Source organism: Paraburkholderia sp. SECH4 (genome assembly GCF_030511745.1).
Lineage (GTDB): Bacteria > Pseudomonadota > Gammaproteobacteria > Burkholderiales > Burkholderiaceae > Paraburkholderia > Paraburkholderia madseniana.
In genome coordinates this window covers 13,650-33,537 of the sequence record NZ_JALOCP010000023.1, presented here as the reverse complement: position 1 = coordinate 33,537, position 19,888 = coordinate 13,650, and the positions used below count along the sequence as shown (strand labels likewise).

The following is a 19,888-nucleotide window of genomic DNA, read 5'->3' as shown; positions in this document are numbered from 1 at the left end:
CGCGGCCCATGTCGCGCTATCGTGTCGTTTATGCGCGGCGAATTCGAAGTGTGCGACGTCGACGAATCGCCCGCAGGTCATGCCCAGCGCACCGCCCTGCAGCATCGTGTGACATGCGGCGCGCACCTGCCAGGCCGCTACCGGGCTCGGGCATGAAGAATGCCTTGCTTGTGGTTATCTTTGACGATTTATCCGACCGGAGACGACATGAAGGAAATCGAACCGACCGCCTGGTTTGAGCTTGCTGCCCATACGCCTGTCCATGAAGGCTGGTACGAGGTGCAGTTGACGAGCGGCGACACGGCATTTGCGAAATATGGCGACGGCGTATGGACCGAGAAACCGCTGCTGGTGTTCACGCACTGGCGCGGCCTCTCCGCCGACCCGTCGAAAGCTGCGGACGGCGAGGCAGAATCGATTGGCGCGGAGGCCACCGCGGCTCAGGGCGTGCGCGCCGCATGGAACGCGTTCTTCCCGGGACTCGGCGAAGAACAGCACAAACCGCTGGACGCCCTGCCCAACGGCAAAGCTCCCCATTGACTGACGGATTGCCTGGGCGGCGGCTCACCCGCTGCCGCCTGATGGCCTGTGCATTCGCCGACAGGGATAGGGATCGAGACGCGAATGCAAGGCGGCTGTATTCAACTGCGGTTTAGCGGTTGCGTTCGGCTACGATCGTCTCCTCTGCAGCTCCCAGTAGCCACTTCCCAGCAGTCATTTCCCTGCCGTCACTTCCGCTTCAGCGCTTCGGCCGCCATTCTGCCGATGCTCATATCGATGTCCGGCGTCTCGCCCGTTTCGAGAATCCACGCCGCGGACAAACCCGACCACGCGAGGATCCATTGCAGCAGACGGTGTCGGTCGATCCCGGCGATGTGCGCCACGCGTTCGACGCGACGCTCGAACCGTCCTGGTGCCAGCGCGGACGCCTCGTCCGGATTGCAGAAGATGTTCGCGTAGTCGAAGCCGCGTTCGCCGTAGAGACCTTTCGGGTCGATCGCCAGCCAGCCACGCGCGCCGAAATCGAGGACGTTGCCGTGATGAATATCGCCGTGCAGCACGACCGGGTCTTGCGGCGCGGCGAGTAGGGCTTGTGCTGTCGCGGCACTGTCGGAGAGCCAGCCGCCGTATTGCCGCGCGGCGGGCCAGAGACTCTGGAACCAGCGTGGCAAGCCGATCAGTTCGGGCAACGGTTTGTTGCGCGGTGCGTGGAGTCGTGCCGCGGCGGCGCAGAGGATGTCGATGGCGTGGTCGTCTGCTTCATCGTCACCCGTGCGGGCCAGGTCCGCTAACGCGTGATTGCTTTGGGCGCGCTCCAACAGCAGGGCGTCGGCATCATGCGCGAGCACGCGGGCCGTGCCGTCGCCGTCCCACCACACCATCAGTTGCGCGCCGAATTTCTCTTCGGGTTCCTGAGCAACTTTCAGCATCGCGGCGACGCCATGCTGGCGCACCGGCAGCAGACGGCTGCTATGCGTGCGAATCGGCTCGCCGTCCGGTAGCAAGTCCCATTTGACGAGGTACTCGGCGAACATCGCGCTTCAGGCTGCAAGTGTGGCTGCGTGGACTGCGGCTGTGAGGGCGATGGCCGGTGTGGCCAGCGGTTTCGCCCCGGCCGTGACCAACAAGGCCGCGCCAGCCATCGATGTTTGTGCAAATGCCACGACGTCCGCGCCGTTTTCGTAGGCCGCATCGGCAGCGATGGCGATCATGGACAGGTAGCCTGCCGTGTCGTCTGCTCTGAAATGGTCCCATGCGCCGCTTACCAACTGGACATCGACATCCGCGCCGGTATGCGTGGCGGCTTGAGCGAACACGCGGGTGGTCGGGTCGAGTGTGGTGGATACGGTGCATAGCACGACAACCTTGCCGCCATCTTCCACCGCGCGTTGAGCCAACGCGGCATCGGCCCGTAAAATGGGTACCGGTGCGGCTTGCGCGGCTAGGGCTTCATTCACTGATGGGCCGAGCGTCGAGCAGTTGAGCAAAACGGCGTGGGCGTTGTCCTTCAGCGTAAGGAGCACCTCTCGGGTTTGCGACGCGATTGCGTCGGTCAAGCCACCGGCTTGCTCAGCGGCTGCGAGCAAGTCGGCGCGGACCACGTGCGTCAACTCGAGTGCCTCGAATCCGGCGGCGCGGGTGGCTGCATCGAACAAGGCGATGTTGCTGTCAGCGGTGTGCAAGCAGACGATGCGCACGGTGTCTCCAACGGGTTGCGGTGGTTTTGCATTCTCGCCTGAAAATGGCTGCCTGTCGTGCCGGATGCCGGCATTCGATCGGCGCTTGGACCATTGATAATCTTCCCTGCAGGCTCAAACCGTTGCACCTTGTAGATAACGATACTGAAATGCTCAATTTATCCGATAACCTGGGTCTAGCCACTGACCTGTTGTTGCACGCAGAAACCGGTATGGTCGAGTCGCAGGATGACTACGTCGTCGTCCGGACACCGGACGCACCAGAATATTTTTTTGGCAATATGCTCGTCCTGGAGCAACGACCTTCAGAAATCGATCTAAAACGGCTGGAGTCTGACTTTGCCGAATTTGTCGGGATCCCACCGCTGATCGCACACCGCACGTTTGCCTGGCCGGAAAGAGCGGACAGTGTTGTGAACCTCGACGCATTCGTTGAGCAAGGTTACGACGCAACGGTTTGTCGTGTGCTGGCTGCGCATCCAAATGACATACGACCAGTTGCGACAAACTCATTGGTCGAAGTCCGCAAGTTTGGCACGCAGAGGGATTGGGACGATTGGTCTCGAATGCAGTTCGCCGACATGCCAAATCCGTCGAACATTACCTCACAGCGATACTTGGCACATCTACAGACCGCCTACAGGACCCTAATTGCCCGCGGTCTTGGAAACTGGTGGGGAGCGTTTATCAATGGTGAACAGGTGGGAAGTCTGGGCTTATTCTTCTTCGGCGGCATTGGGCGTTTCCAATCGGTTCTTACCGCGGAACAGCATCGAAACCGAAATATTTGTAAGACCTTGGTGAGCGAGGTTATCAAACTGACGGCCGGACAATCGGACCGGCTCGTCATGGTTGCAGATGAAAGTTACCATGCCGGGGCGCTATACGAGGCAATGGGTTTCCAACTGCAAGGGCGTGTCGCAAGCTTGTGCCAGGAGCCGCGTAATTGAGTTGATGCAGAACGATTTGACGCATACGAGGATACCCGCTAGACGATAGTCCGTAGACGCCCGAGATGCTTCTGGAGGGGCCGCATGAGGGCGCTGATGCATACAGGTTCGGGGGGTTTCCGTCGGCAAAGTCGGCGGCTCCGTATGTTATTCACTCGCCGGCTTTTGGGGAACGGTTGTCTACTACTCGCCCCAGCGTGCCATTGCCGTAGCAAGTTTCACCACCGTTCGTAACGCTCGACCTGGCCCGCTAGATGATTTTCAATCAGCGCATGTTCGATTGGGACGCGAGCTGAGGTCATCGTGGTGTAGATGGTGGGGCGAACGCAAGCTGTTGCGTGACGTTTGGTTCTAAGGGTTTGTACTTACTTTTACAACATTGTTTTGTTCGGCAAGTACTTAATTGCGAGCACGCCCCAGCCTACACTGCAAGCACTGAAACGCAAACGGGCGTTTGCGGACAAACGAAGTCGAGAGGTAAGCATCATGAAACTCGTTCAATCGCTCATCGTCGCAGCTGCTCTTGCAATTCCGGCTGCCTCATCTTTTGCTCAATCCAACGAAGCGGTCGCTCCGACCAATGTTCAGGCCGCACAAACTAGCGTGAATCAAGGAAGTGGCGCTGCGACCGATTTTGGCGGTGTTGCTGACGGTACTTCAGCGTCGGGGGGCCATCATGAACTGCGTTCGTTCGGCACCGCCGTCTCCCACTTGGGACATAAAATTCAAGGCTCTGTTCGCCCGGACCCGAATGATGGAATGAAGCCCGTGTTCTTCGGCGGCGCGTAAATTGACTGGATTGATTGCAGCCTTGTGTCGTTGATTGAGTGGTGCCTAGACGTCCTTGGTCTGTTGAGGGAATGACGTTGAAACGCGCAGATAGATCTGCGCGTTTTGCTTTCAGGAATCTGCCCGTGTATTGCAGACTTTCATGTCAGGTCGTGAGCGTGAGCCTGTTGTGGCGCTGGTCACGTCGATGTGTGCCGCTTCTGCTTCAACGAGGCCCGATTGCGAGACTTGGTGGTGCCGTGAGACCCGACCGAACGGCGCACAGGAGCGCGACGGAGTTTCCCGGTCTGTCAAAAGAATGTTCGATGCCGTACGGAGAGTGTTAAACCCACCAGCTAGGCTACGTTGGTACGGTCGCCTGCCGCAGACATTTCAACGCCCGGACGTAAGAGCCACGGTTGCCTCCTGGCGGTCGGCAAAAGTATCGCAATCGAGGTGCTGCCGCCCCTGAATCATGTCGTATGCCATACGTGGAGATTCGATGGATCGCTTCGCCCCCTCAGTGGTGTCGCGTGCACACAGCGACCTCACGGGACGCACACCCGTTTACACAAGCACGCCCGAACGGATCGGCGCGTCGCAGTTGACCGCGTTCACCGCCTTCCTGCGGATCTGTACCGGCCAGCCCCTGCCTGACTACGAAGCGCTGCACGATTTTTCCGTGCGAGAGTTTCGAACATTCTGGCAATGCTTCGTGCAATGGTCATTGGGACTCAACTGGTCAGGCAACGCTGAGCCAGTCTGTATCGGCGACGATTGCGAACACGCGAATTTCTTCCCGCAGATGCAACTGAACTATGCGGACAATCTGCTTGGGCTGTCGGTGGCATCTCCCGACGCGCCCGCGCTGACTGCCTGCCATGCCGACGGGCGTCGCGTGCGTCTGACCCGCGCCGAACTGCGTGAGCGGGTGGCGCGTCTCGCACACGCGCTGTCTGAGTTGGGACTAGGCGAAGGGGACCGCGTGGTGGGCGTGATGCGCAACGACGCGGATGCGGTCGTGACTGCATTGGCCGTTACCGCCCTCGGCGCAACGATGTCGACCGCCGCGCCCGAGATGGGCGTCGATTCGATCCGCGATCGCTTCGAACCGCTCGCACCGCGACTGCTGTTCGCGCACACGGCGGCGCGGACATTCGACACCGGCAGGTCGGTGGCGAGCAACGTCGCCGATCTCGCTGCCGCGTTACCGTCTCTGCAAGGTGTCGTGTGTCTCGACGACGGGACTTTGCCGAGCACAGTCACGCAGTCTATCTATTCGCTCGGCGAGTTGCTCGATGCCGGCGACGCGGACCGTTTTGTGTGGCGGCACTTCGCTTTCAACCATCCGCTTTTCATCATGTTTTCGTCGGGCACCACCGGCAAGCCGAAGTGCATCGTGCATGGCACCGGCGGCACCCTGATCGAGCATCTGAAGGAGCATCGGCTGCACAGCGACCTGGGACCGGGCGATCGAATGTACTTCCACACCAGTTGTGCGTGGATGATGTGGAACTGGCAGTTGTCGGCGCTTGCTTCCGGCGTCGAGATCGTGACGTACGATGGTCCGATCTCGACGGTCGATACGCTATGGCGTCTTATTGCCGAAGAGCGCGTCACCGTGTTCGGCACGAGCCCCGCTTATCTGAAGATGTCCGAGGATGCAGGCGTGGAACCGAAGGCGCAGTTCGACCTCGGTGCACTGCGCGCGATACTGTCCACCGGTGCGGTGCTGTACGACGCGCAGTTCGAGTGGGTGCGCGATCACGTGAAGCCGCTGCCGCTGCAATCGATCTCGGGCGGCACCGACATTCTCGGCTGCTTTGTGCTTGGCAATCCGAACCTGCCGGTCTACGCGGGCGAAGCGCAGTGCAGGAGCCTTGCGCTGGATGTAGAGGCGTGGGACCAGGGATCGCGGACCGGCGGCGTTGGCCAACTCGTCTGTGTGAATCCGTTTCCTTCGCGTCCGCTCGGCTTCTTCGGCGACGCGCAGGGCGATGCCTTTCATGCCGCCTATTTCGCCAGCAATCCAGGTGTCTGGACGCATGGCGATCTCATTTCGTTGTCGCCGGAGGGGGCCGTACGAATGCATGGTCGTTCCGACGGCGTGCTGAACGTGCGCGGCATCAATGTCGGTCCAGGTGAAATTTATCGTGTGCTGAACGACATCCCCGAAATCCGCGAGGCGATGGTCGTCGAGCAGAAGGTGCGGGATGCGTCCGCCGGCCACGCGGACCCGGAGAATGTCGAGTCGCGTGTCGTGCTGCTGCTGGTGCTGAATGATGGCGCGGCGTTGAGCGGCGCACTTGCTGCCCGGGTACGCCGTGATCTCGCGCGTCGCGCGTCGCCTGCGCATGTGCCAGACCGGATCATTGCGGTCGATGCTTTGCCGGTCACGCATAACGGCAAGCTTTCCGAAGCCGCGGCGCGCAGCGCGGTCAACGGACTGCCGATCGGCAACGCGGCGGCATTGCGCAATCCCGAGTGCCTCGATGCAATCCGGCGTCATCCAGCGCTGAATCTGGCTACACGCGAGTTGCCGCCGGTTGGCGAGGGCCGCGAACAACTCGAGCGGTATTTGCAGGCGTATTGGGAGAAGCTGTTCGGCGTCGCACCGATCGGTCGCGACGACAACTTCTTCGACCTCGGCGGTCATTCGCTACTCGCGACACGCTTGCTCGCTGACGTACGCCAGTCGACCGGACGCACGATTCCACTCAGCGATGCTGATGATCGCGCCGACGATCACGCGACTCGCCGCGCTGATTTGCGACGACGCGCTGCCGCCGTCTTCACCTACGCTCGTGCGAGTGCGCGCCGGGACCGGTATGCCGCTATTCCTCATCCATAGCGCAAGCGGTTCGGTGATGGAATGCCTGGCGTTGATCGGCTCGCTGAAGAGTCCCCGCCCGGTTTACGGATTGCTGGCACGAGGTCTCGACGGCGAGCAGCCGGCATTGTTGCGCGTCGAAGATATGGCGGCCAGCTACATCGAGCAGATGCGTACCGTCCAGCCGAAAGGGCCGTACGCGGTAGCCGGCTATTCGTTCGGCGGTCTGGTTGCGTTTGAAATCGCGCAACAACTGCGCCGTGCCGGCGAACGGATCGAATTGCTTTTCCTGCTCGATACCTACGTGGACGAACATTGCCGGCCTTGGACGGCGCGGTTGCGGCGCCGCGCCGGCTCTGTCCGCGCACATTGGCAAACGGTGCGTGAGCTGCCTGCGGCGCGGCTTCCCGGTTATGTGAAGGACAGGTTCGCCGGCGTGGCGGATCAAATTCGGATGCGTGTTGGCCGTATGGCGCTGCGGCCCGAGGGCTACACCGCAGTGCTGCCACCGGCGATGCAGCATATGCGCGAAACGATGCGGGTTGCGATGACGACCTATCGGCCTAAGCCTTACGATGCGGGACCGATTGTCTATGTGCGTGCGGCAGTCTCACAGAGTGCGTATGGCGATCCGATGCTGCTTTGGCGGCGTGTCGCGCGAGCCGGGCTGGTGGTGGCGGAGGTGTCCGGTGGTCATGCCGACCTGATCGTCGAACCGAATGTGCAGTTCGTTGCGGCGGCGCTCGACCGCGGGTTGGGGGAGTGATGACTTCGGCAAGCGCCATGCGACACGTTGCACCCGTTTTGCGTGTCCCCGCTACAATCTGCCAGATCCATTTGACGCGGAAGAGCACGTATGAAAGTCACCCGGGAGCCTGTCGCATTGTCGCGGGCCACGCAGCTGCTGAATCATGGCCCTGTCACGATCATTACCAGCGCGCACGGCGGCCGCTCGAATGTGATGGCCGCATCGTGGGCGATGCCGCTCGATTTCACGCCGCCAAAGGTGGTCGTCGTGGTAGACAGCCGCACGCTCACGCGGCAACTGATTGAAGCGAGCGGCGTGTTCGGCCTGCAACTGCCGAGCCGCGGATTTGCTGCGCAGACGCTGGCGGTGGGAACGAACGCAGGCGCTGAACTCGACAAATTCTCCGCCTTCGACCTCGAGACTTTTCCCGCACAAAAAATCGATGTGCCGATGCTGGCGGGCTGCATCACGTGGATGGAATGCAAGGTGATTCCGGACGATAGCCAGCGGCACGATCTGATCATTGGCGAAGTGGTCGCCGCCTATGCGGACAGCCGCGTGTATTCGAACAACCGCTGGCACTTTGGCGATGATCCGGATCTGCGTACGTGCCATTACGTGGCGGGCGGGACGTTCTTCGCGACCGGCGACGCGTTTGAAGTCGAGCCGGTGGCGAGTGGCGCGGGGGATTAGTCGGTTAACGGCTACGTTCCTGTTCGGGGGCAAGCGTGTCTCATGTATTGCCATCGGCAAACGCAGTGAGTGCTTCGCCCGCCAGCCGGTAGCGAACCCATTCGCTTTGCGCGCTCGCGCCGATCGATTCATAAAAGCCGATTGCAGGTTCGTTCCAGTCCAGCACGCTCCATTCAAAGCGCCCACAGCCTGTTTCGCAGGCAATTTGTGCGAGGTGGCGAAGCATCTGTTTGCCCGCGCCGCTGCCACGCGATGTCGGCGATATGTACAGGTCTTCCAGATAAAGCCCCTGTTTGCCGAGCCACGTCGAATAGGAGAAGAAGTAAACGCAAAAGCCGATCGGCTGGCCATTCATTTCGCAGATCAAAGCCTTCGCGGTTGACGTGGTAGAGAACAGGCTCGTTTCGATGTCTTTAACGGTGGCGACAACTTCGTGCTCCGCCTTTTCGTACACCGCGAGTTCGGTGATGAAGCGGAGAATCAAGGCGGCGTCGGGCGCGTGGGCGGGGCGGATGTGGATGGTCAAGGTGAGGTGCTCGGTCGGTTGGATGGTGTGTCGAAGTTTAGCGAAGATGCGGCGGCTTCGGATCAAACATCCATCGTATCGCTTATCCAGATTGCGATTGACGCGTCGCCACAAAATCGTTTACTGTCGATCCATGGACTTCCACTCGATTCCCTTCGCTGCCGTCACCACCACGACGACCACCTTCACAGGCGGGTCGTCTGGAGGTTGCGCGCGCTAGAAGCAAGAAGCTGTGGCAGACCACCAAAGGCCCCGCCGGAAACGGACGGGGCCTTTGGCGTTTCTGGACCTCCGTTTGCGGCATCGATCCTCAGTATCTGCAAGATCAAATCAAACGGAGTGTCATCGTGAACGACATCGACCATCGTGTACTGGGCAATAAACTCGACCTCTTCCATCAGCAGGAAGAAGGCGCCGGCATGGTTTTCTGGCACCCACGCGGCTGGGAGTTGTACCGCGTGCTGGAAGACTACATTCGTGCCCGCATGCGGCGCGCGGGCTTTCGCGAGATTCGTACGCCGCAACTGCTGGCGCGCTCGTTGTGGGAGAAGAGCGGTCACTGGGAGAAGTTCAGCGCGGCGATGTATTCGTTGGCCGATGCGGACGAAGGGCGCGCGCTGTGTTTGAAGCCGATGAGTTGTCCGTGTCACGTGCAGGTGTTCAACCAGCGTGTGCGGTCGTATCGCGAGCTGCCGGTTCGGTATAGCGAGTTCGGCGCGTGTCATCGTGACGAACCTTCGGGATCGCTTGAAGGGCTGAAGCGTACGCGTGCGTTCGTGCAGGACGATGCGCATGTGTTCTGCACGGAGGCGCATATCGAAGCCGAAGTGGGCCGCTTCTGCTCGCTGCTGCGTGCTGTCTATGCGGATCTCGGTTTCCCTGACTTCAAAGTGGCGCTCGCCACGCGGCCTGCGATGCGCGCGGGCAACGATCAAACGTGGGATCGGGCGGAAGAGGCGCTGGCCAATGCTGCGCGTGCAGCGGGCCTTGAATTCGACTTACGCGAAGGAGAGGGCGCTTTTTATGGGCCGAAACTGGAGTTTCATTTGACGGATAGTCGAGAACGTAGCTGGCAGTGCGGCACGATTCAGCTCGATTTCGTGCTGCCGGATCGGCTTGACGCGGAGTTCGTCAACGAGGGCAACGAACGCGAGCGGCCGGTGATGATTCATCATGCGGTGCTTGGCAGTATGGAGCGTTTCATTGCAATGCTGCTCGAACATCACGAAGGGTGGTTGCCGGTGTGGCTTGCGCCGGAACAGGTCGTGGTCGCGACGATCAGCGATGCGAACGCGGCTTATGCGCAGGAAGTGATGCAGGCGCTCGACGACGCGGGCATAAGAGTGCTGCTCGACGGCAGACCGGAGCGATTGGAGAAGAAGATCGTCGACGCAAGGGAAAAGCAGGTGCCGATTTTCGTCGCAGTCGGTTCGCGGGATGAACGCGATCGGACGATCAGTATTCGTATGCGCGACGGGCAGCAGTCGACGCTTGCGCTCGCGGAGGGTGTCGAGCGTTTGCGGTTGGGTGCGTTGCCGCCCGCCATGCAAATGAAGCAATGAAAGCGTCACCAGCTTAATGACGCACGGACCTGCGCCTTTAAGCTATCGTTCTCACTCAACCGTTCAATTTCATTGCAAACTAGACTCATCCAGTCTGCTCTCTAGGTCGCCATGTTTTGAAATAAGAACCCAGAGTTTCGTCGTCCGACGGTGGGGCCGCACCGGTCCGGGTCGCCCTACCGGCTGGCCGAATTGTTCTTCGTTCTGGTAGCGAAAGCGACGATGGCTCTTGGCGTGTTGGTTGTTGTTATTCTGGCAATTCTCGGCTTGGCCACGGGATCGGCCGACGGTTTTACCGATATTCCGACAACCCGCAAAGGATGGAGGAATTTACTTCTCGTGATTCTTGCGCTCGCGATCGTTGTCGCGTTGGGTGTCTATTTTTTCGTTCCCAAGATGCATCATCCGCATCCTTGAATTCGGCGCGTTCAATCCACTTCCCCAAACAATCTGCCCTCCCATTTTCCCAGAGCGGACGTTCAACACGACGAGTCAGCCATTGAACTCATGGTGCCAATAGTGATTTCGACCAATGAAGTCAAATGCTTCTGGCCACGAGGGCTCGTGGTCTGCCTCTATGTGAAACGCCGCGCCGCCTGAAAAACAAAGGCAAAGTACGTAAGCATCTGTCCGTGTGACAGTGACCACGCACTGACCGATCAATTTGACGAGCTTGTCGCAAAACCCTGTTGTTCCCTGCCAAATCAGATTCTCTCCATCCGCGACCGCTGCCCGGTTGTAGACCGTGAACCGCTCTTCTTGGAAAACAAGCTGGAAATAGTCGTGAATGAATGCGACCTACGACAGCGGTTCAAGCGGTATTAGCCTGTTGTCCATGCACCCGGCTCCCTTCGTCGTGGTTGTGGACAATTTACCTCGATGTATCGAATGTCGGATAGTGGCCGCTCACTGCCTCATGCAAACCGCATCGGCGACTCGACCTCCCTCGGTCTCGATCGACAACACGCGACCCCGAGCCGTCATTCGGGTCACTGTGTTGGCAACGGCCGCTTTCCAATTCCGAACGGACATCCGTCCGCATCACGTCTGCAGTACGGGCGCTCGCGGCCGACGGGTCGCGAGCGGCCATCATGCACTCGCTCAGAAGCGCCAACGGAATCTCGGTCAAATCACCAGCAAGCGTTTAGCGATGTGCGTGGCCGCTGTGACTTCGTCGTGAGGTGCCGCTATTTGAACTTGACGAGATCCTTGAAGATCAGTTGACCCCAGGTATTCCCCCTGCCTTGGACAAGCAAGCCGCCATCCTTGAGCGGTCCTAGCGCAATCGGCGCGAAACCGAGTTGTTCGGCCAAAGCAGCGACCGGTGCCACCGCATTTTCGTCATCGCTCGACAAAAAAACGACGCGGCTTCCGCCATTCACGCTCGGATCAGCGGCCAGGGCGGCAGCAGGCAGATGGTTAAAGCCCTTTACGAACCTGGCGCCGGTAAACGCCTTGGCGACAACCGCGGCCGGCGGCTGACCCTCCAGGTCTTCAACAGGAACACCAAAAGCATTTGTCGTGTCGATGATCGTCTTGCCCTGCCAGGTTGTGATCTGCTTCGCGACTTCGCGATGTTCCCAAAACGGAACCGCGAGGAAGATCGTGTCGGACGCGATTGCATCCTGCAGCGTCCCGGGGACAACGGTGGGGCCGATCGCTCGTGCCTGTTGCATCAACGTCTCGGGAGGGCGCCGGCTGGCGACGGTCACATCGATGTTCTTTCTTGCAAACGCTCGGGCGAGCGCCTGGCCTACCGCGCCAAAACCAATAATCGAATAGTTCACGCGAACTCTCCATTCAGTATTGTAAGGAATCCGTATCTATCGACATAAATCAGATCACCTTCGTCGAGTTGAAAGATCCTTCTACACGCTTTCGGCGCGATTTCAGATGGCCGAGAAGCCGCCGTCGACAGACAACTCCACCCCATTCACGAAGCTCGAATCGTCTGAAGCAAGAAACAGCGCGACCGTCGCAATTTCCTCAGGACGACCCATCTTTCCCCGCGGGATCAGGGATTCGAACATCCGCTTCGCCTCCTCGGTGAGAACCTGGTCCTGCATCGGCGTGGCGATCGGCCCCGGGCTCAGCACGTTCACCCGGATATTCCTGCCCTTCAGTTCGTTAAGCCAAGTGCGTGCGAATGAGCGCAACGCCGCCTTGCTCGCCGAATACACGCCATAACCAGGAAAACCTTTCACCGACGCAACTGACCCGGTCATGAAGATCGATCCGCCATCGTTGAACAGCGGCAACGCCTTCTGAACCGTAAACAGCGTTCCGCGCGTATTCAGACCGAAGGTCGCATCGAAGTGCTGCTCGGTAATCTCGCCCAGAGGGACGGCTTCGCCCGTGCCTGCGCTCGCGAACAGGATGTCGATCTTGCCCTTTTCCCGCTTGACTGTATCGAACAGGCGGTCGAGGTCGTCTAGATTGGCCCCGTCGCCGCGCACGCCGGTCACGTTCCGGCCAATCAGCTTGACGGCCTCGTCGAGCGCCTCCTGCCTCCGGCCCGTGATGAAAACATAGGCGCCTTCTTCAACGAACCGCTTGGCGCTCGCCAGCGCCATGCCGCTCGATCCACCCGTGATGACTGCAACCTTACCCTCAAGCTTTCCCATGACATCTCCTTTCGTGGTGTCGTACTGCGCCTCTGTTCCCATCTGCACAAATGTGCTGTATCTTGTGGATCACTGATCCGGATACAGGTTCATTATATTCGGATCACTGATCCGCTTGTCAAGGCAATTTATGCGAGCTGACGCCAGAAAGAATTACGACCATCTCCTTGCAGTCGCGCGTGACGTCGTCACCGAGCATGGTGCCGAGGCGTCCATGCGAGATATCGCCCGCCGGGCCGACGTCGGGTTGGCGACACTATTTCGCCATTTCCCGACACGAGAAGCCTTATTCGAAGCGTTGCTGCGCATGAACGTGGACGAACTGATACAGCAGGCGGCCGAACTCGAAACGTCGAATCCACCTGACGAAGCGCTGGTGTCCTGGTTTCGCGATGGGGTGGCATTCGTTCGCAGCTATAGCGGTATTTGCGCCTTGTTTGCGACCGCGCACGCGGACCCGGACTCCGCGCTTCATGCTTCGAGCACAGCGCTGCGTTCGGCGGGCGCGCGACTACTGCTCCGCGCTCAAGCCGAGGGGACGGCGCGCGCCGATATTGATGGGGTCGACCTGTTCGCCCTGATGTCGGCGCTCGGCTGGCTCGTCGGCCAGCCCGGATTCGCGCCACGGGGGGATCATCTCTTTCACGTTATTACGAGCGCCATCCTGACAAATCGGCCTGGCAACGATATCAAGAAGGCAACGTAACCGAGTCCAACGAATTGTTGTCTGCATTGCGTCGGATGGCGTCCTCTATGACCGACGCCGGCGACACTATGCGCAAAAGTCTTGGCAAAGGTGACGAATGCAACTGATCGTGTCGGGAGTTTTGAGCGGCTGCTGACGAAGGCGATAAGACGCTGGAGCGGCTGAGCTGTCGCACTACCCAGCGACCGCACATGGCCGCGTACTGCCTCATGCATGAGGCATCGTTTCCCGCAGCCGCTTAAAGCGGCGATCGACAGCGGGCGACCCGGAGCGGCCGCCGAGCTTTCTGCAAAGCAGCCATTCGGAATCAAGACGGGCTCGCCCAGACAGCAAGACCGCCGGCATTACGTCAGGTCGTCGCCGGCTGAACGGAGGAAAACGGGTGTCGCGTCCCGGACCTTGTTATGGTCCGGGAGGTCCCGCGAATGCCGTCAGTAGATCGGAAACACGAAGTCCAGCATCGGCGTGAACCGGATACTGGAATCCGGACAGATGACGCGTCCCCTGACCGCGACCCGCTGCCCCAAATAGGGCAGCCAGAAGCAAACGATCCGGTACGCCGGCCATTCCGAGCACGATATCTGTCACAACCATGTCGTTGCAGGGCTAGGTTGACGGACGGTCCAGCCGGAGCGACGTATGTTCACCCGGCGCGTACTGCCCGTTGCCCCGCTGGATCGTGCCAGTGATCCAAATGTCCTGTTGTGACGGCAGTGTTTTCAGGGGCGGCTCGGCGGCCACCGCAGCAGCAGCTGAGCCAACGGCCAGGACGGCCGATGCCAGCAGTGCCTGCGAGCGTTCTTTCATGATGCTGCTCCCATCCGGCTTGTGAACCGCCTGGTTTTCCAGAGGCTGGCTGCTTTGGGTCAGAGGCGGTTCACAGCACACCCGTCAGCCAGCCTTCCCGTTCTTATGCATCGCTTCGCGGGCTTTGGCGGGGTAAGCGCTACGCTCGTCATGAACAGGATCTTCATTTTAGTCTCCTGTTTCCTGATGATTCAGGGTGTAGCCTCTGACCTGTTTCGTGGAGGCTGCTCCTGCGGCTAAGCGCAATCGCCCGAAGATCACTGGATTGGCGGCACCACGCCCAGTTTCTCGGCCAGCATGCGCTCATACACGCCGAAGTGCAGGTCGACTTCCTCCTGACTTACTGTCGTCACGATGATGTTCACCTGATCCGGCAGCAGGCCGAGCACCACCGCAATCGCCGCTTCCAGTTGCGGCGCACAAACGCGGTCTTCGGTCAGTGTCGTGCCGACAGCGATATCGTAGGTTTGTTCGTGCTGGAAGACGATCTCGACCAGCCGCGCGCGGGCGCTCATGTTGTTGTCGATCGCGAGTTGCACGACCTCCGCCACGCTACGCATCAAGTCCGTCGGAAAGCCTCTGGTCGAGCGCAGCCGGACGCGGTGTCTGCCAAGCGTGAGCCAGTCCGAATCGAATTCCATGGTGTCCTCCGGTTCCGTTGCAACGCACCGCGATAATAGGATTTGGCAGGCGATTTTCAAGACCGGAATTTCACCACCGCCCCTTGAAATTTTCACCGTAGGTTCTATCTTTGATTTCGCTCAGGCAGATGCGCCGGTCACATCCGGTGCGCTGCGTGTTTCGATTTGTTTGCCAGCGGCCTGGCAGGCGGACTGGAGCGCGTAGGCCCGTTCGCCTCCTCGCTGCATCGAAGGAGGATACGATGAGTGATCTCTTTTCCGGAACCGACCTGTTCAGTGAGTTTGACCGTCTGCAGCGGCAGATGGACAGCCTGTTCGGCGGTTTTCCGTCCAGCATCCGCTCGGGCCGCTTCGGGGCCTTTCCGCAGCTGAACATCGGTACGACCGACGACTCAATCGAAATCGTCGCGTTCGCGCCCGGTCTGAAGCTGGCCGAACTCGACGTGTCGATCGACAAGGGCCTGCTGACAATCAGCGGTGAGCGCAAGCCCGCCCAGACCGGCAGCGATTACAAAACCCGGGACGACACCCGCACCTATGCACAGGAGCGGTTCAGCGGCAGTTTCCGGCGCGTGATCGAGCTGCCGCAGAATGCGGACCCCGACAAGGTGCAGGCGCGCTACACCAACGGTTGCCTGTCGATCAGCGTAGGCAAGCCTGAAGCGTCGAAGCCGCGAGCCATTACCGTCCAGTAATGTCAGCCATTCAAGGAGCAAGCCATGAACGACAGGACACAGGTCGCTGAGCGCGACCAGAACGCGGTAGCGCGACGCGAGGGTGATCAGCCGGCGCGGCGGATGACGCTCGCACCGGCAGTCGACGTGTTCGAGGACAGCCAGGGCATCACGCTGTGGGCGGACCTGCCAGGCGTCACAAAGGACAAACTCGACGTGAAGGTGCACGACGGCAATCTTTATATCGAGGCCGAAGCAGTTGTGCCGACGCCCGCCGGTCTGCGGTTGCAGCACGCCGAGATCCGGGAACCGCATTTCGCGCGCGCGTTCTCGCTGAGCCCGGACTTCGATACATCGAAGATCGATGCAAACCTGCAGGACGGCGTGCTGAAACTGACGATTCCGCGTCGAGACGAAGCACGCCCACGCCGGATCGAGGTGCAGACGGACTGAGCCCGGCAGAGCCGCAACGACGACAGGAGAAAAAACCGGTGGCGGCCGCGAGGTCGCCATCGCCCGTTCGTGGAGGTGCGGATACAGAACGTCATGGAGGAAGGGTGATGCGGATAAACGATCAGCATATGGGCCGTGCCGGTGCGTCAGTTCGCAAGCGGCCCGGCCCTCGCAGATGGTGGATATATCGGCTTGGTCACGAGCGGGCGCGATGCCCGTCTGCTTGCCGACTGGCATCTGCCGCGTCACACCCGGGCGGTAGACGCAGCGCGACGTCCCGCCGCACCCCGTCAGTCTGACTGCAGACGGTGTGTCCATGGACGTCGGCAGAAACGTGGCAGTGTGAACGCAATGATGCACATCCGGTTCTCCTGTCAGACCATCGAGGAGCATACGATGAACACCGACCTGAAAAAGTGGAACCCTTTCAAATTTCTCCGCGGTTCAGGACGCAAGCCCGAGGCGGACAGTGCGCAAAGCCCGCCCGACAGCGAACCGTCACGTGTTCCGTGGCCCGACATTTCGCGACTTTTCCCCCGTGATTCGTGGCGTGCGATGGAGGATTTCTTTCATGATCCGTTCGCGGCGCGCGGCGCGCTCGAACGATGGTTTGGCGACTTCAGTTCATCGCGTTTCCAGCCGCGCATCGACGTGGTCGACGAGGGAAAGATACTGCGCGTGACCGTCGAACTACCAGGCATGGAGCGGGAGGACTTGACCGTTAGCGTCGAGGACGGAGCGTTGGTATTGCGTGGCGAAAAGAAACAGGATGTGCACAGTGAGGAGGACGGCTGTTACCGGCTTGAGCGTGCATATGGAGCCTTCACGCGCACAATCCCGATGCCGGAAAATGCCGATCCCGACCACGCTCTCGCAAAGTTTGACAAGGGCGTCCTGACGTTGACGGTGCCGAAACAGGAGCAGCAGCGATCCACGAGCCGCACGATCGATATTGGCTAGCCGTACTCTAAATCGCAACGATACCCATGTTCTGAAGGTCGCGACCGGATGAAACACCAACCTATTGGATGCTTTGGCCTTGGCGTTGCCATCTTGCTGAATGACAGCTTTGTGGTTGTTATCTGGATGACGGGTCTGGGTCGCAAGTCCGCATCTGTTTGCGGTGAGCCCGGTCATTCGCGTCCGTCGACACGCGAACGACAGGAAAGCGACCCGTAGCCGCCTGACCAACGCCGATACTCGTATGACGGCTGAGGCCGATGACCTGCCGCTGGGAATTCCGCTCCGTATCGGCTCTTCATCGGCTACTGCGTACGATAATGGCACCTCTTCGACCTGAGCCTAATTTCCAAGGTGTGGTGTGTGCCGGTTGGTGCGGATCAGGCGATCGATCCACAGCACGAGGCGCTCCAACGACAGCGCGTATGCCTGAGCTTTAGTGCCGATGGCCGGTCGGTATTGCTCGCGACGCAACGTAGTCGAGTGCTGCGATTCGAGCGTAGCTGAGCCTCGGTCTGTCGACGCGGACGGGCGAGTGACGGCCTCGGCGGAAGACCGCCCGCCCTCGTCCTATCTCTCCTTATCCGTTCGGCCAAATCAAACATTTAGCCTACAAGATTGAAGTCAACAGCGGTCGCCTCCCTTATAATTACCAAGTCGTCAGGAGACACCCGGCGACCAGGTTTGACAGCCTGATTGTTACGTCCGCACCCCGCTTAGGCGGGAGTGCGTCTGCTGCTGCACGTCTATATTCTATGGGCGGGCTGTAGTGGGGGAGCCGCAAGGCTCGCCGGCTTGACGTAACACCGGTCTGTCAACCCTTCTACGTGCCCGCTCACCCCTTCCAGCGAGTGTCGGGCGATCCAAGAAGTAACAGGGAGATCGTCACCATGAGCAAGTCCAACAAAAATCAACCCGCTTCACGTCCGCCTGTCGACGCAATCCAGTACGAAAAGATTGCACTGTCCGCCTTCGATTTATGCGACCGGCACCTGGGTCAACTGGATACCTTGATCACACTTGCGTCCTCGATATGTAGGAATCCTTCCATCACGCTTGAGGAAAGACGACGTCGTCAGACGCTTCTTGAATTGCTGGTGGACACGGCTGAGCAATATCAGCAGGAACTCGAATGCGACCGCGAGTTGTACAAGGTGATTGCGCTCGATGCGAAGGGCGTTCCGCAAAGCCGCATCACGGCGCGCCACGCAGCGAACCTGCTTGCAGAAGAGGTGGCGCAACGAGCAGGCGAACCGACAGCCACCGCAAACGCGCCACAACGCCAAAGCACGGCAGAGAAAACTGCCGCAACGTTAAGAACCGACGCTGCGCAGCAACCGGTCGTCGCGCAACACTAGGCGATCGGGAAGGGCCATCGGCTGGCAAGGCGGTGCAGCCGAAGAATCGTTCGGAAACCGCCCGCACTGAGACGGTCATCGTCCGTCTCAGTGCTGTCACATAACCCAGACCTTCGGCAACCCATGCCACACACACCGCAACCTCACCCGCAGACCAGCGCGCCTACCTGGAATATGTCATATCAATCTCATAGTAGAGCGCTTAAAGTAGGCGAAAGCACCTCCGTCCCGGTTGCCGGTCCGAGTCGACCCGACTACTATGCGTGTTAGCTTTGGCATCAACGTTTCGAGACCTCATGTCGCAGAACGTGAACAGAAAGGGCGGCGTAAGGCGTCGATCATCCTGGCACACAAAGGAGTCTTGAATGTCGATTGAAAAAGTCTTATATCGTGCTCATGCGCACGTCACCGGCGGTCGCGACGGACGCGCGACGATTCCCGAAAGCAACCTCGATCTCAAGCTGACCACGCCGAAGGAGCTCGGCGGCGGAGGCGGCGACGGAACGAACCCCGAGCAACTCTTCGCGGCGGGCTATAGCGCATGCTTCATCGGGGCAATGAAGTTCGTTAGCGCGCGCGACAAGATTGCGCTGCCAAAGGACGTCGCCATTGATGGCAATGTCGGCATCGGACAGATCCCCAATGGCTTCGGTATTGAAGTCGAACTGAAAATCTCGCTGCCGGGCATGGACCGCGCAGAGGCGGAAGCGCTGATCGCCAAGGCGCACATTGTCTGTCCTTATTCGAACGCCACACGCAGCAACATCGACGTCAAGCTGACGCTGGTCTAAGCCGCGCGTCGTCACGCGCTATTTCGAGTGCAAGCAGCGGATGCCGTGTCGCGCACAGCGGCGCGTATCTCTGAGGTTCATGACATGGACAATGCCGCCGAAGACGCTGCTCGCACCAGAATCCAGCCGCAACGGGCAATTGCCGAGTTTGCCAGGGTTCTCTGGCATCTGCGCGCCATTCTGGCGATGTTGCTGATACTTTTCCTCATTTTGTCGGTCGCCATGTATTTCGTTGGGGGGGCCGTCGATGTAGCCACACGCACGCACGCATCGCTAGGCCACACTTTCTATTTCTGCGCGGTCACGGCGCTGACTATCGGCTACGGCGACGTGGTGCCGACCACCACACCTGGTCTGATCGTCGCGGTTTTGCTTGGACTGCTCGGCGTGTTGATAACGGGTGTGATAACTGCTTCCGCTGTTTATGCCATCCAGGTGGCTGCGCATCTGACCGGGCGACGCGAAGCGCAGTAGCCGGCAACAACGAATATGTCATTCCAGATGGTCGCTACGTCTCCTAATATGTGTAGTTAGCGTTCTGATATGCTTTTTTCCGTGCGCCGACATGTGAATTCGATGTCGGTACCACTGGCAGGCGG

Annotated in this window: 20 protein-coding genes and 1 pseudogene; 14 read left to right on the top strand and 7 right to left on the bottom strand. The window is 59.9% G+C overall.

Features of this window, described 5'->3' with window-relative positions; genetic code table 11:
• Positions 1 to 207: 207 nt before the first annotated feature.
• Positions 208 to 540 carry a hypothetical protein gene (locus tag M0D67_RS26620; protein WP_154565181.1) on the top strand — a complete coding sequence of 111 codons (333 nt, stop codon included), beginning with the start codon at positions 208 to 210 and terminating at the stop codon, positions 538 to 540.
• Between the two features lie 188 nt (positions 541 to 728).
• On the opposite strand, the gene M0D67_RS26615 is transcribed toward M0D67_RS26620, so the two are convergent.
• The gene (locus M0D67_RS26615; protein ID WP_266240369.1) at positions 729 to 1,535 is read right to left on the bottom strand and encodes an aminoglycoside phosphotransferase family protein; all 807 of its coding nucleotides are present in this window, start codon (positions 1,533 to 1,535) and stop codon (positions 729 to 731) included.
• Between the two features lie 6 nt (positions 1,536 to 1,541).
• Positions 1,542 to 2,198, bottom strand: coding sequence for an Asp/Glu racemase (locus tag M0D67_RS26610; RefSeq protein ID WP_266240368.1), 657 nt, complete (start codon positions 2,196 to 2,198; stop codon positions 1,542 to 1,544).
• A 149-nt stretch (positions 2,199 to 2,347) separates the two neighbouring features.
• Here M0D67_RS26610 and M0D67_RS26605 point away from each other — a divergent pair, with 149 nt between their 5' ends.
• The 4 genes and pseudogenes from M0D67_RS26605 to M0D67_RS26590 all read left to right on the top strand — a co-directional run bounded on the left by M0D67_RS26605 (position 2,348) and on the right by M0D67_RS26590 (position 8,187).
• Positions 2,348 to 3,148, top strand: a complete 801-nt coding sequence (locus tag M0D67_RS26605; RefSeq protein WP_266240367.1) for a GNAT family N-acetyltransferase — start codon at positions 2,348 to 2,350, stop codon at positions 3,146 to 3,148.
• A 486-nt stretch (positions 3,149 to 3,634) separates the two neighbouring features.
• Complete coding sequence (locus tag M0D67_RS26600; protein ID WP_266240366.1) at positions 3,635 to 3,937, top strand: hypothetical protein; 303 nt, start codon at positions 3,635 to 3,637, stop codon at positions 3,935 to 3,937.
• A gap of 481 nt (positions 3,938 to 4,418) precedes the next feature.
• Positions 4,419 to 7,512 (top strand): annotated as a pseudogene (locus tag M0D67_RS26595) (acetoacetate--CoA ligase).
• 90 nt (positions 7,513 to 7,602) lie between these two features.
• Entirely contained in the window at positions 7,603 to 8,187 is a 585-nt protein-coding gene (locus tag M0D67_RS26590) for a flavin reductase family protein (RefSeq protein ID WP_266240365.1), read from the top strand.
• 40 nt (positions 8,188 to 8,227) lie between these two features.
• On the opposite strand, the gene M0D67_RS26585 is transcribed toward M0D67_RS26590, so the two are convergent.
• Positions 8,228 to 8,713: a GNAT family N-acetyltransferase gene (locus M0D67_RS26585; RefSeq protein ID WP_266240364.1), complete on the bottom strand. Its 486-nt coding sequence runs from the start codon at positions 8,711 to 8,713 to the stop codon at positions 8,228 to 8,230.
• 347 nt (positions 8,714 to 9,060) lie between these two features.
• Between M0D67_RS26585 and thrS the strand changes: the two genes are divergently transcribed.
• The gene (gene thrS, locus M0D67_RS26580) at positions 9,061 to 10,275 is read left to right on the top strand and encodes a threonine--tRNA ligase (protein ID WP_266240363.1); all 1,215 of its coding nucleotides are present in this window, start codon (positions 9,061 to 9,063) and stop codon (positions 10,273 to 10,275) included.
• Between the two features lie 192 nt (positions 10,276 to 10,467).
• Complete coding sequence (locus M0D67_RS26575; protein WP_266240362.1) at positions 10,468 to 10,692, top strand: hypothetical protein; 225 nt, start codon at positions 10,468 to 10,470, stop codon at positions 10,690 to 10,692.
• Between the two features lie 770 nt (positions 10,693 to 11,462).
• On the opposite strand, the gene M0D67_RS26570 is transcribed toward M0D67_RS26575, so the two are convergent.
• Together M0D67_RS26570 and M0D67_RS26565 are read right to left on the bottom strand one after the other, a co-directional pair.
• The gene (locus M0D67_RS26570; RefSeq protein ID WP_154562299.1) at positions 11,463 to 12,062 is read right to left on the bottom strand and encodes an NADPH-dependent F420 reductase; all 600 of its coding nucleotides are present in this window, start codon (positions 12,060 to 12,062) and stop codon (positions 11,463 to 11,465) included.
• Positions 12,063 to 12,164: 102 nt separating this feature from the next.
• Positions 12,165 to 12,899, bottom strand: coding sequence for an SDR family NAD(P)-dependent oxidoreductase (locus M0D67_RS26565; RefSeq protein ID WP_007588950.1), 735 nt, complete (start codon positions 12,897 to 12,899; stop codon positions 12,165 to 12,167).
• Positions 12,900 to 13,029: 130 nt separating this feature from the next.
• On the opposite strand from M0D67_RS26565, the gene M0D67_RS26560 reads away from it, so the two are divergent.
• Entirely contained in the window at positions 13,030 to 13,605 is a 576-nt protein-coding gene (locus M0D67_RS26560) for a TetR/AcrR family transcriptional regulator (RefSeq protein ID WP_035538937.1), read from the top strand.
• Positions 13,606 to 14,211: 606 nt separating this feature from the next.
• Here the strand turns inward: M0D67_RS26560 and M0D67_RS26555 are convergent.
• Both M0D67_RS26555 and M0D67_RS26550 read right to left on the bottom strand, forming a co-directional pair.
• Positions 14,212 to 14,412: a hypothetical protein gene (locus tag M0D67_RS26555; protein WP_233469125.1), complete on the bottom strand. Its 201-nt coding sequence runs from the start codon at positions 14,410 to 14,412 to the stop codon at positions 14,212 to 14,214.
• A gap of 257 nt (positions 14,413 to 14,669) precedes the next feature.
• On the bottom strand, positions 14,670 to 15,053 hold the full coding sequence (locus tag M0D67_RS26550; RefSeq protein WP_171929349.1) for a hypothetical protein: 384 nt from the start codon (positions 15,051 to 15,053) through the stop codon (positions 14,670 to 14,672).
• Positions 15,054 to 15,295: 242 nt separating this feature from the next.
• On the opposite strand from M0D67_RS26550, the gene M0D67_RS26545 reads away from it, so the two are divergent.
• From M0D67_RS26545 to M0D67_RS26520, 6 genes are all read left to right on the top strand, one after another.
• The gene (locus M0D67_RS26545; protein WP_266240361.1) at positions 15,296 to 15,748 is read left to right on the top strand and encodes an Hsp20/alpha crystallin family protein; all 453 of its coding nucleotides are present in this window, start codon (positions 15,296 to 15,298) and stop codon (positions 15,746 to 15,748) included.
• A gap of 24 nt (positions 15,749 to 15,772) precedes the next feature.
• Positions 15,773 to 16,180: an Hsp20/alpha crystallin family protein gene (locus tag M0D67_RS26540; RefSeq protein ID WP_171929347.1), complete on the top strand. Its 408-nt coding sequence runs from the start codon at positions 15,773 to 15,775 to the stop codon at positions 16,178 to 16,180.
• A gap of 396 nt (positions 16,181 to 16,576) precedes the next feature.
• Positions 16,577 to 17,140 (top strand): Hsp20/alpha crystallin family protein, encoded by a 564-nt coding sequence (locus M0D67_RS26535; RefSeq protein ID WP_266240360.1) that lies wholly within the window; start codon positions 16,577 to 16,579, stop codon positions 17,138 to 17,140.
• Between the two features lie 890 nt (positions 17,141 to 18,030).
• Entirely contained in the window at positions 18,031 to 18,498 is a 468-nt protein-coding gene (locus tag M0D67_RS26530) for a hypothetical protein (protein WP_266240359.1), read from the top strand.
• 365 nt (positions 18,499 to 18,863) lie between these two features.
• Entirely contained in the window at positions 18,864 to 19,289 is a 426-nt protein-coding gene (locus M0D67_RS26525; RefSeq protein ID WP_266240358.1) for an organic hydroperoxide resistance protein, read from the top strand.
• Between the two features lie 84 nt (positions 19,290 to 19,373).
• Positions 19,374 to 19,763 carry a potassium channel family protein gene (locus M0D67_RS26520; protein ID WP_154567449.1) on the top strand — a complete coding sequence of 130 codons (390 nt, stop codon included), beginning with the start codon at positions 19,374 to 19,376 and terminating at the stop codon, positions 19,761 to 19,763.
• Positions 19,764 to 19,888 lie beyond the last annotated feature (125 nt).

Bases quoted from the DNA above. Each gene is read 5' to 3' on its own strand.
- M0D67_RS26560 (WP_035538937.1), top strand. From the start codon at position 13,030: ATGCGAGCTGACGCCAGAAAGAATTACGACCATCTCCTTGCAGTCGCG.
- M0D67_RS26545 (WP_266240361.1), top strand. From the start codon at position 15,296: ATGAGTGATCTCTTTTCCGGAACCGACCTGTTCAGTGAGTTTGACCGT.
- M0D67_RS26620 (WP_154565181.1), top strand. From the start codon at position 208: ATGAAGGAAATCGAACCGACCGCCTGGTTTGAGCTTGCTGCCCATACG.
- M0D67_RS26535 (WP_266240360.1), top strand. From the start codon at position 16,577: ATGAACACCGACCTGAAAAAGTGGAACCCTTTCAAATTTCTCCGCGGT.
- M0D67_RS26540 (WP_171929347.1), top strand. From the start codon at position 15,773: ATGAACGACAGGACACAGGTCGCTGAGCGCGACCAGAACGCGGTAGCG.
- M0D67_RS26555 (WP_233469125.1), bottom strand. From the start codon at position 14,412: ATGAAAGAACGCTCGCAGGCACTGCTGGCATCGGCCGTCCTGGCCGTT.
- M0D67_RS26615 (WP_266240369.1), bottom strand. From the start codon at position 1,535: ATGTTCGCCGAGTACCTCGTCAAATGGGACTTGCTACCGGACGGCGAG.
- M0D67_RS26605 (WP_266240367.1), top strand. From the start codon at position 2,348: ATGCTCAATTTATCCGATAACCTGGGTCTAGCCACTGACCTGTTGTTG.
- M0D67_RS26550 (WP_171929349.1), bottom strand. From the start codon at position 15,053: ATGGAATTCGATTCGGACTGGCTCACGCTTGGCAGACACCGCGTCCGG.
- M0D67_RS26525 (WP_266240358.1), top strand. From the start codon at position 18,864: ATGTCGATTGAAAAAGTCTTATATCGTGCTCATGCGCACGTCACCGGC.
- M0D67_RS26600 (WP_266240366.1), top strand. From the start codon at position 3,635: ATGAAACTCGTTCAATCGCTCATCGTCGCAGCTGCTCTTGCAATTCCG.
- M0D67_RS26530 (WP_266240359.1), top strand. From the start codon at position 18,031: ATGAGCAAGTCCAACAAAAATCAACCCGCTTCACGTCCGCCTGTCGAC.
- M0D67_RS26520 (WP_154567449.1), top strand. From the start codon at position 19,374: ATGGACAATGCCGCCGAAGACGCTGCTCGCACCAGAATCCAGCCGCAA.
- M0D67_RS26590 (WP_266240365.1), top strand. From the start codon at position 7,603: ATGAAAGTCACCCGGGAGCCTGTCGCATTGTCGCGGGCCACGCAGCTG.
- M0D67_RS26565 (WP_007588950.1), bottom strand. From the start codon at position 12,899: ATGGGAAAGCTTGAGGGTAAGGTTGCAGTCATCACGGGTGGATCGAGC.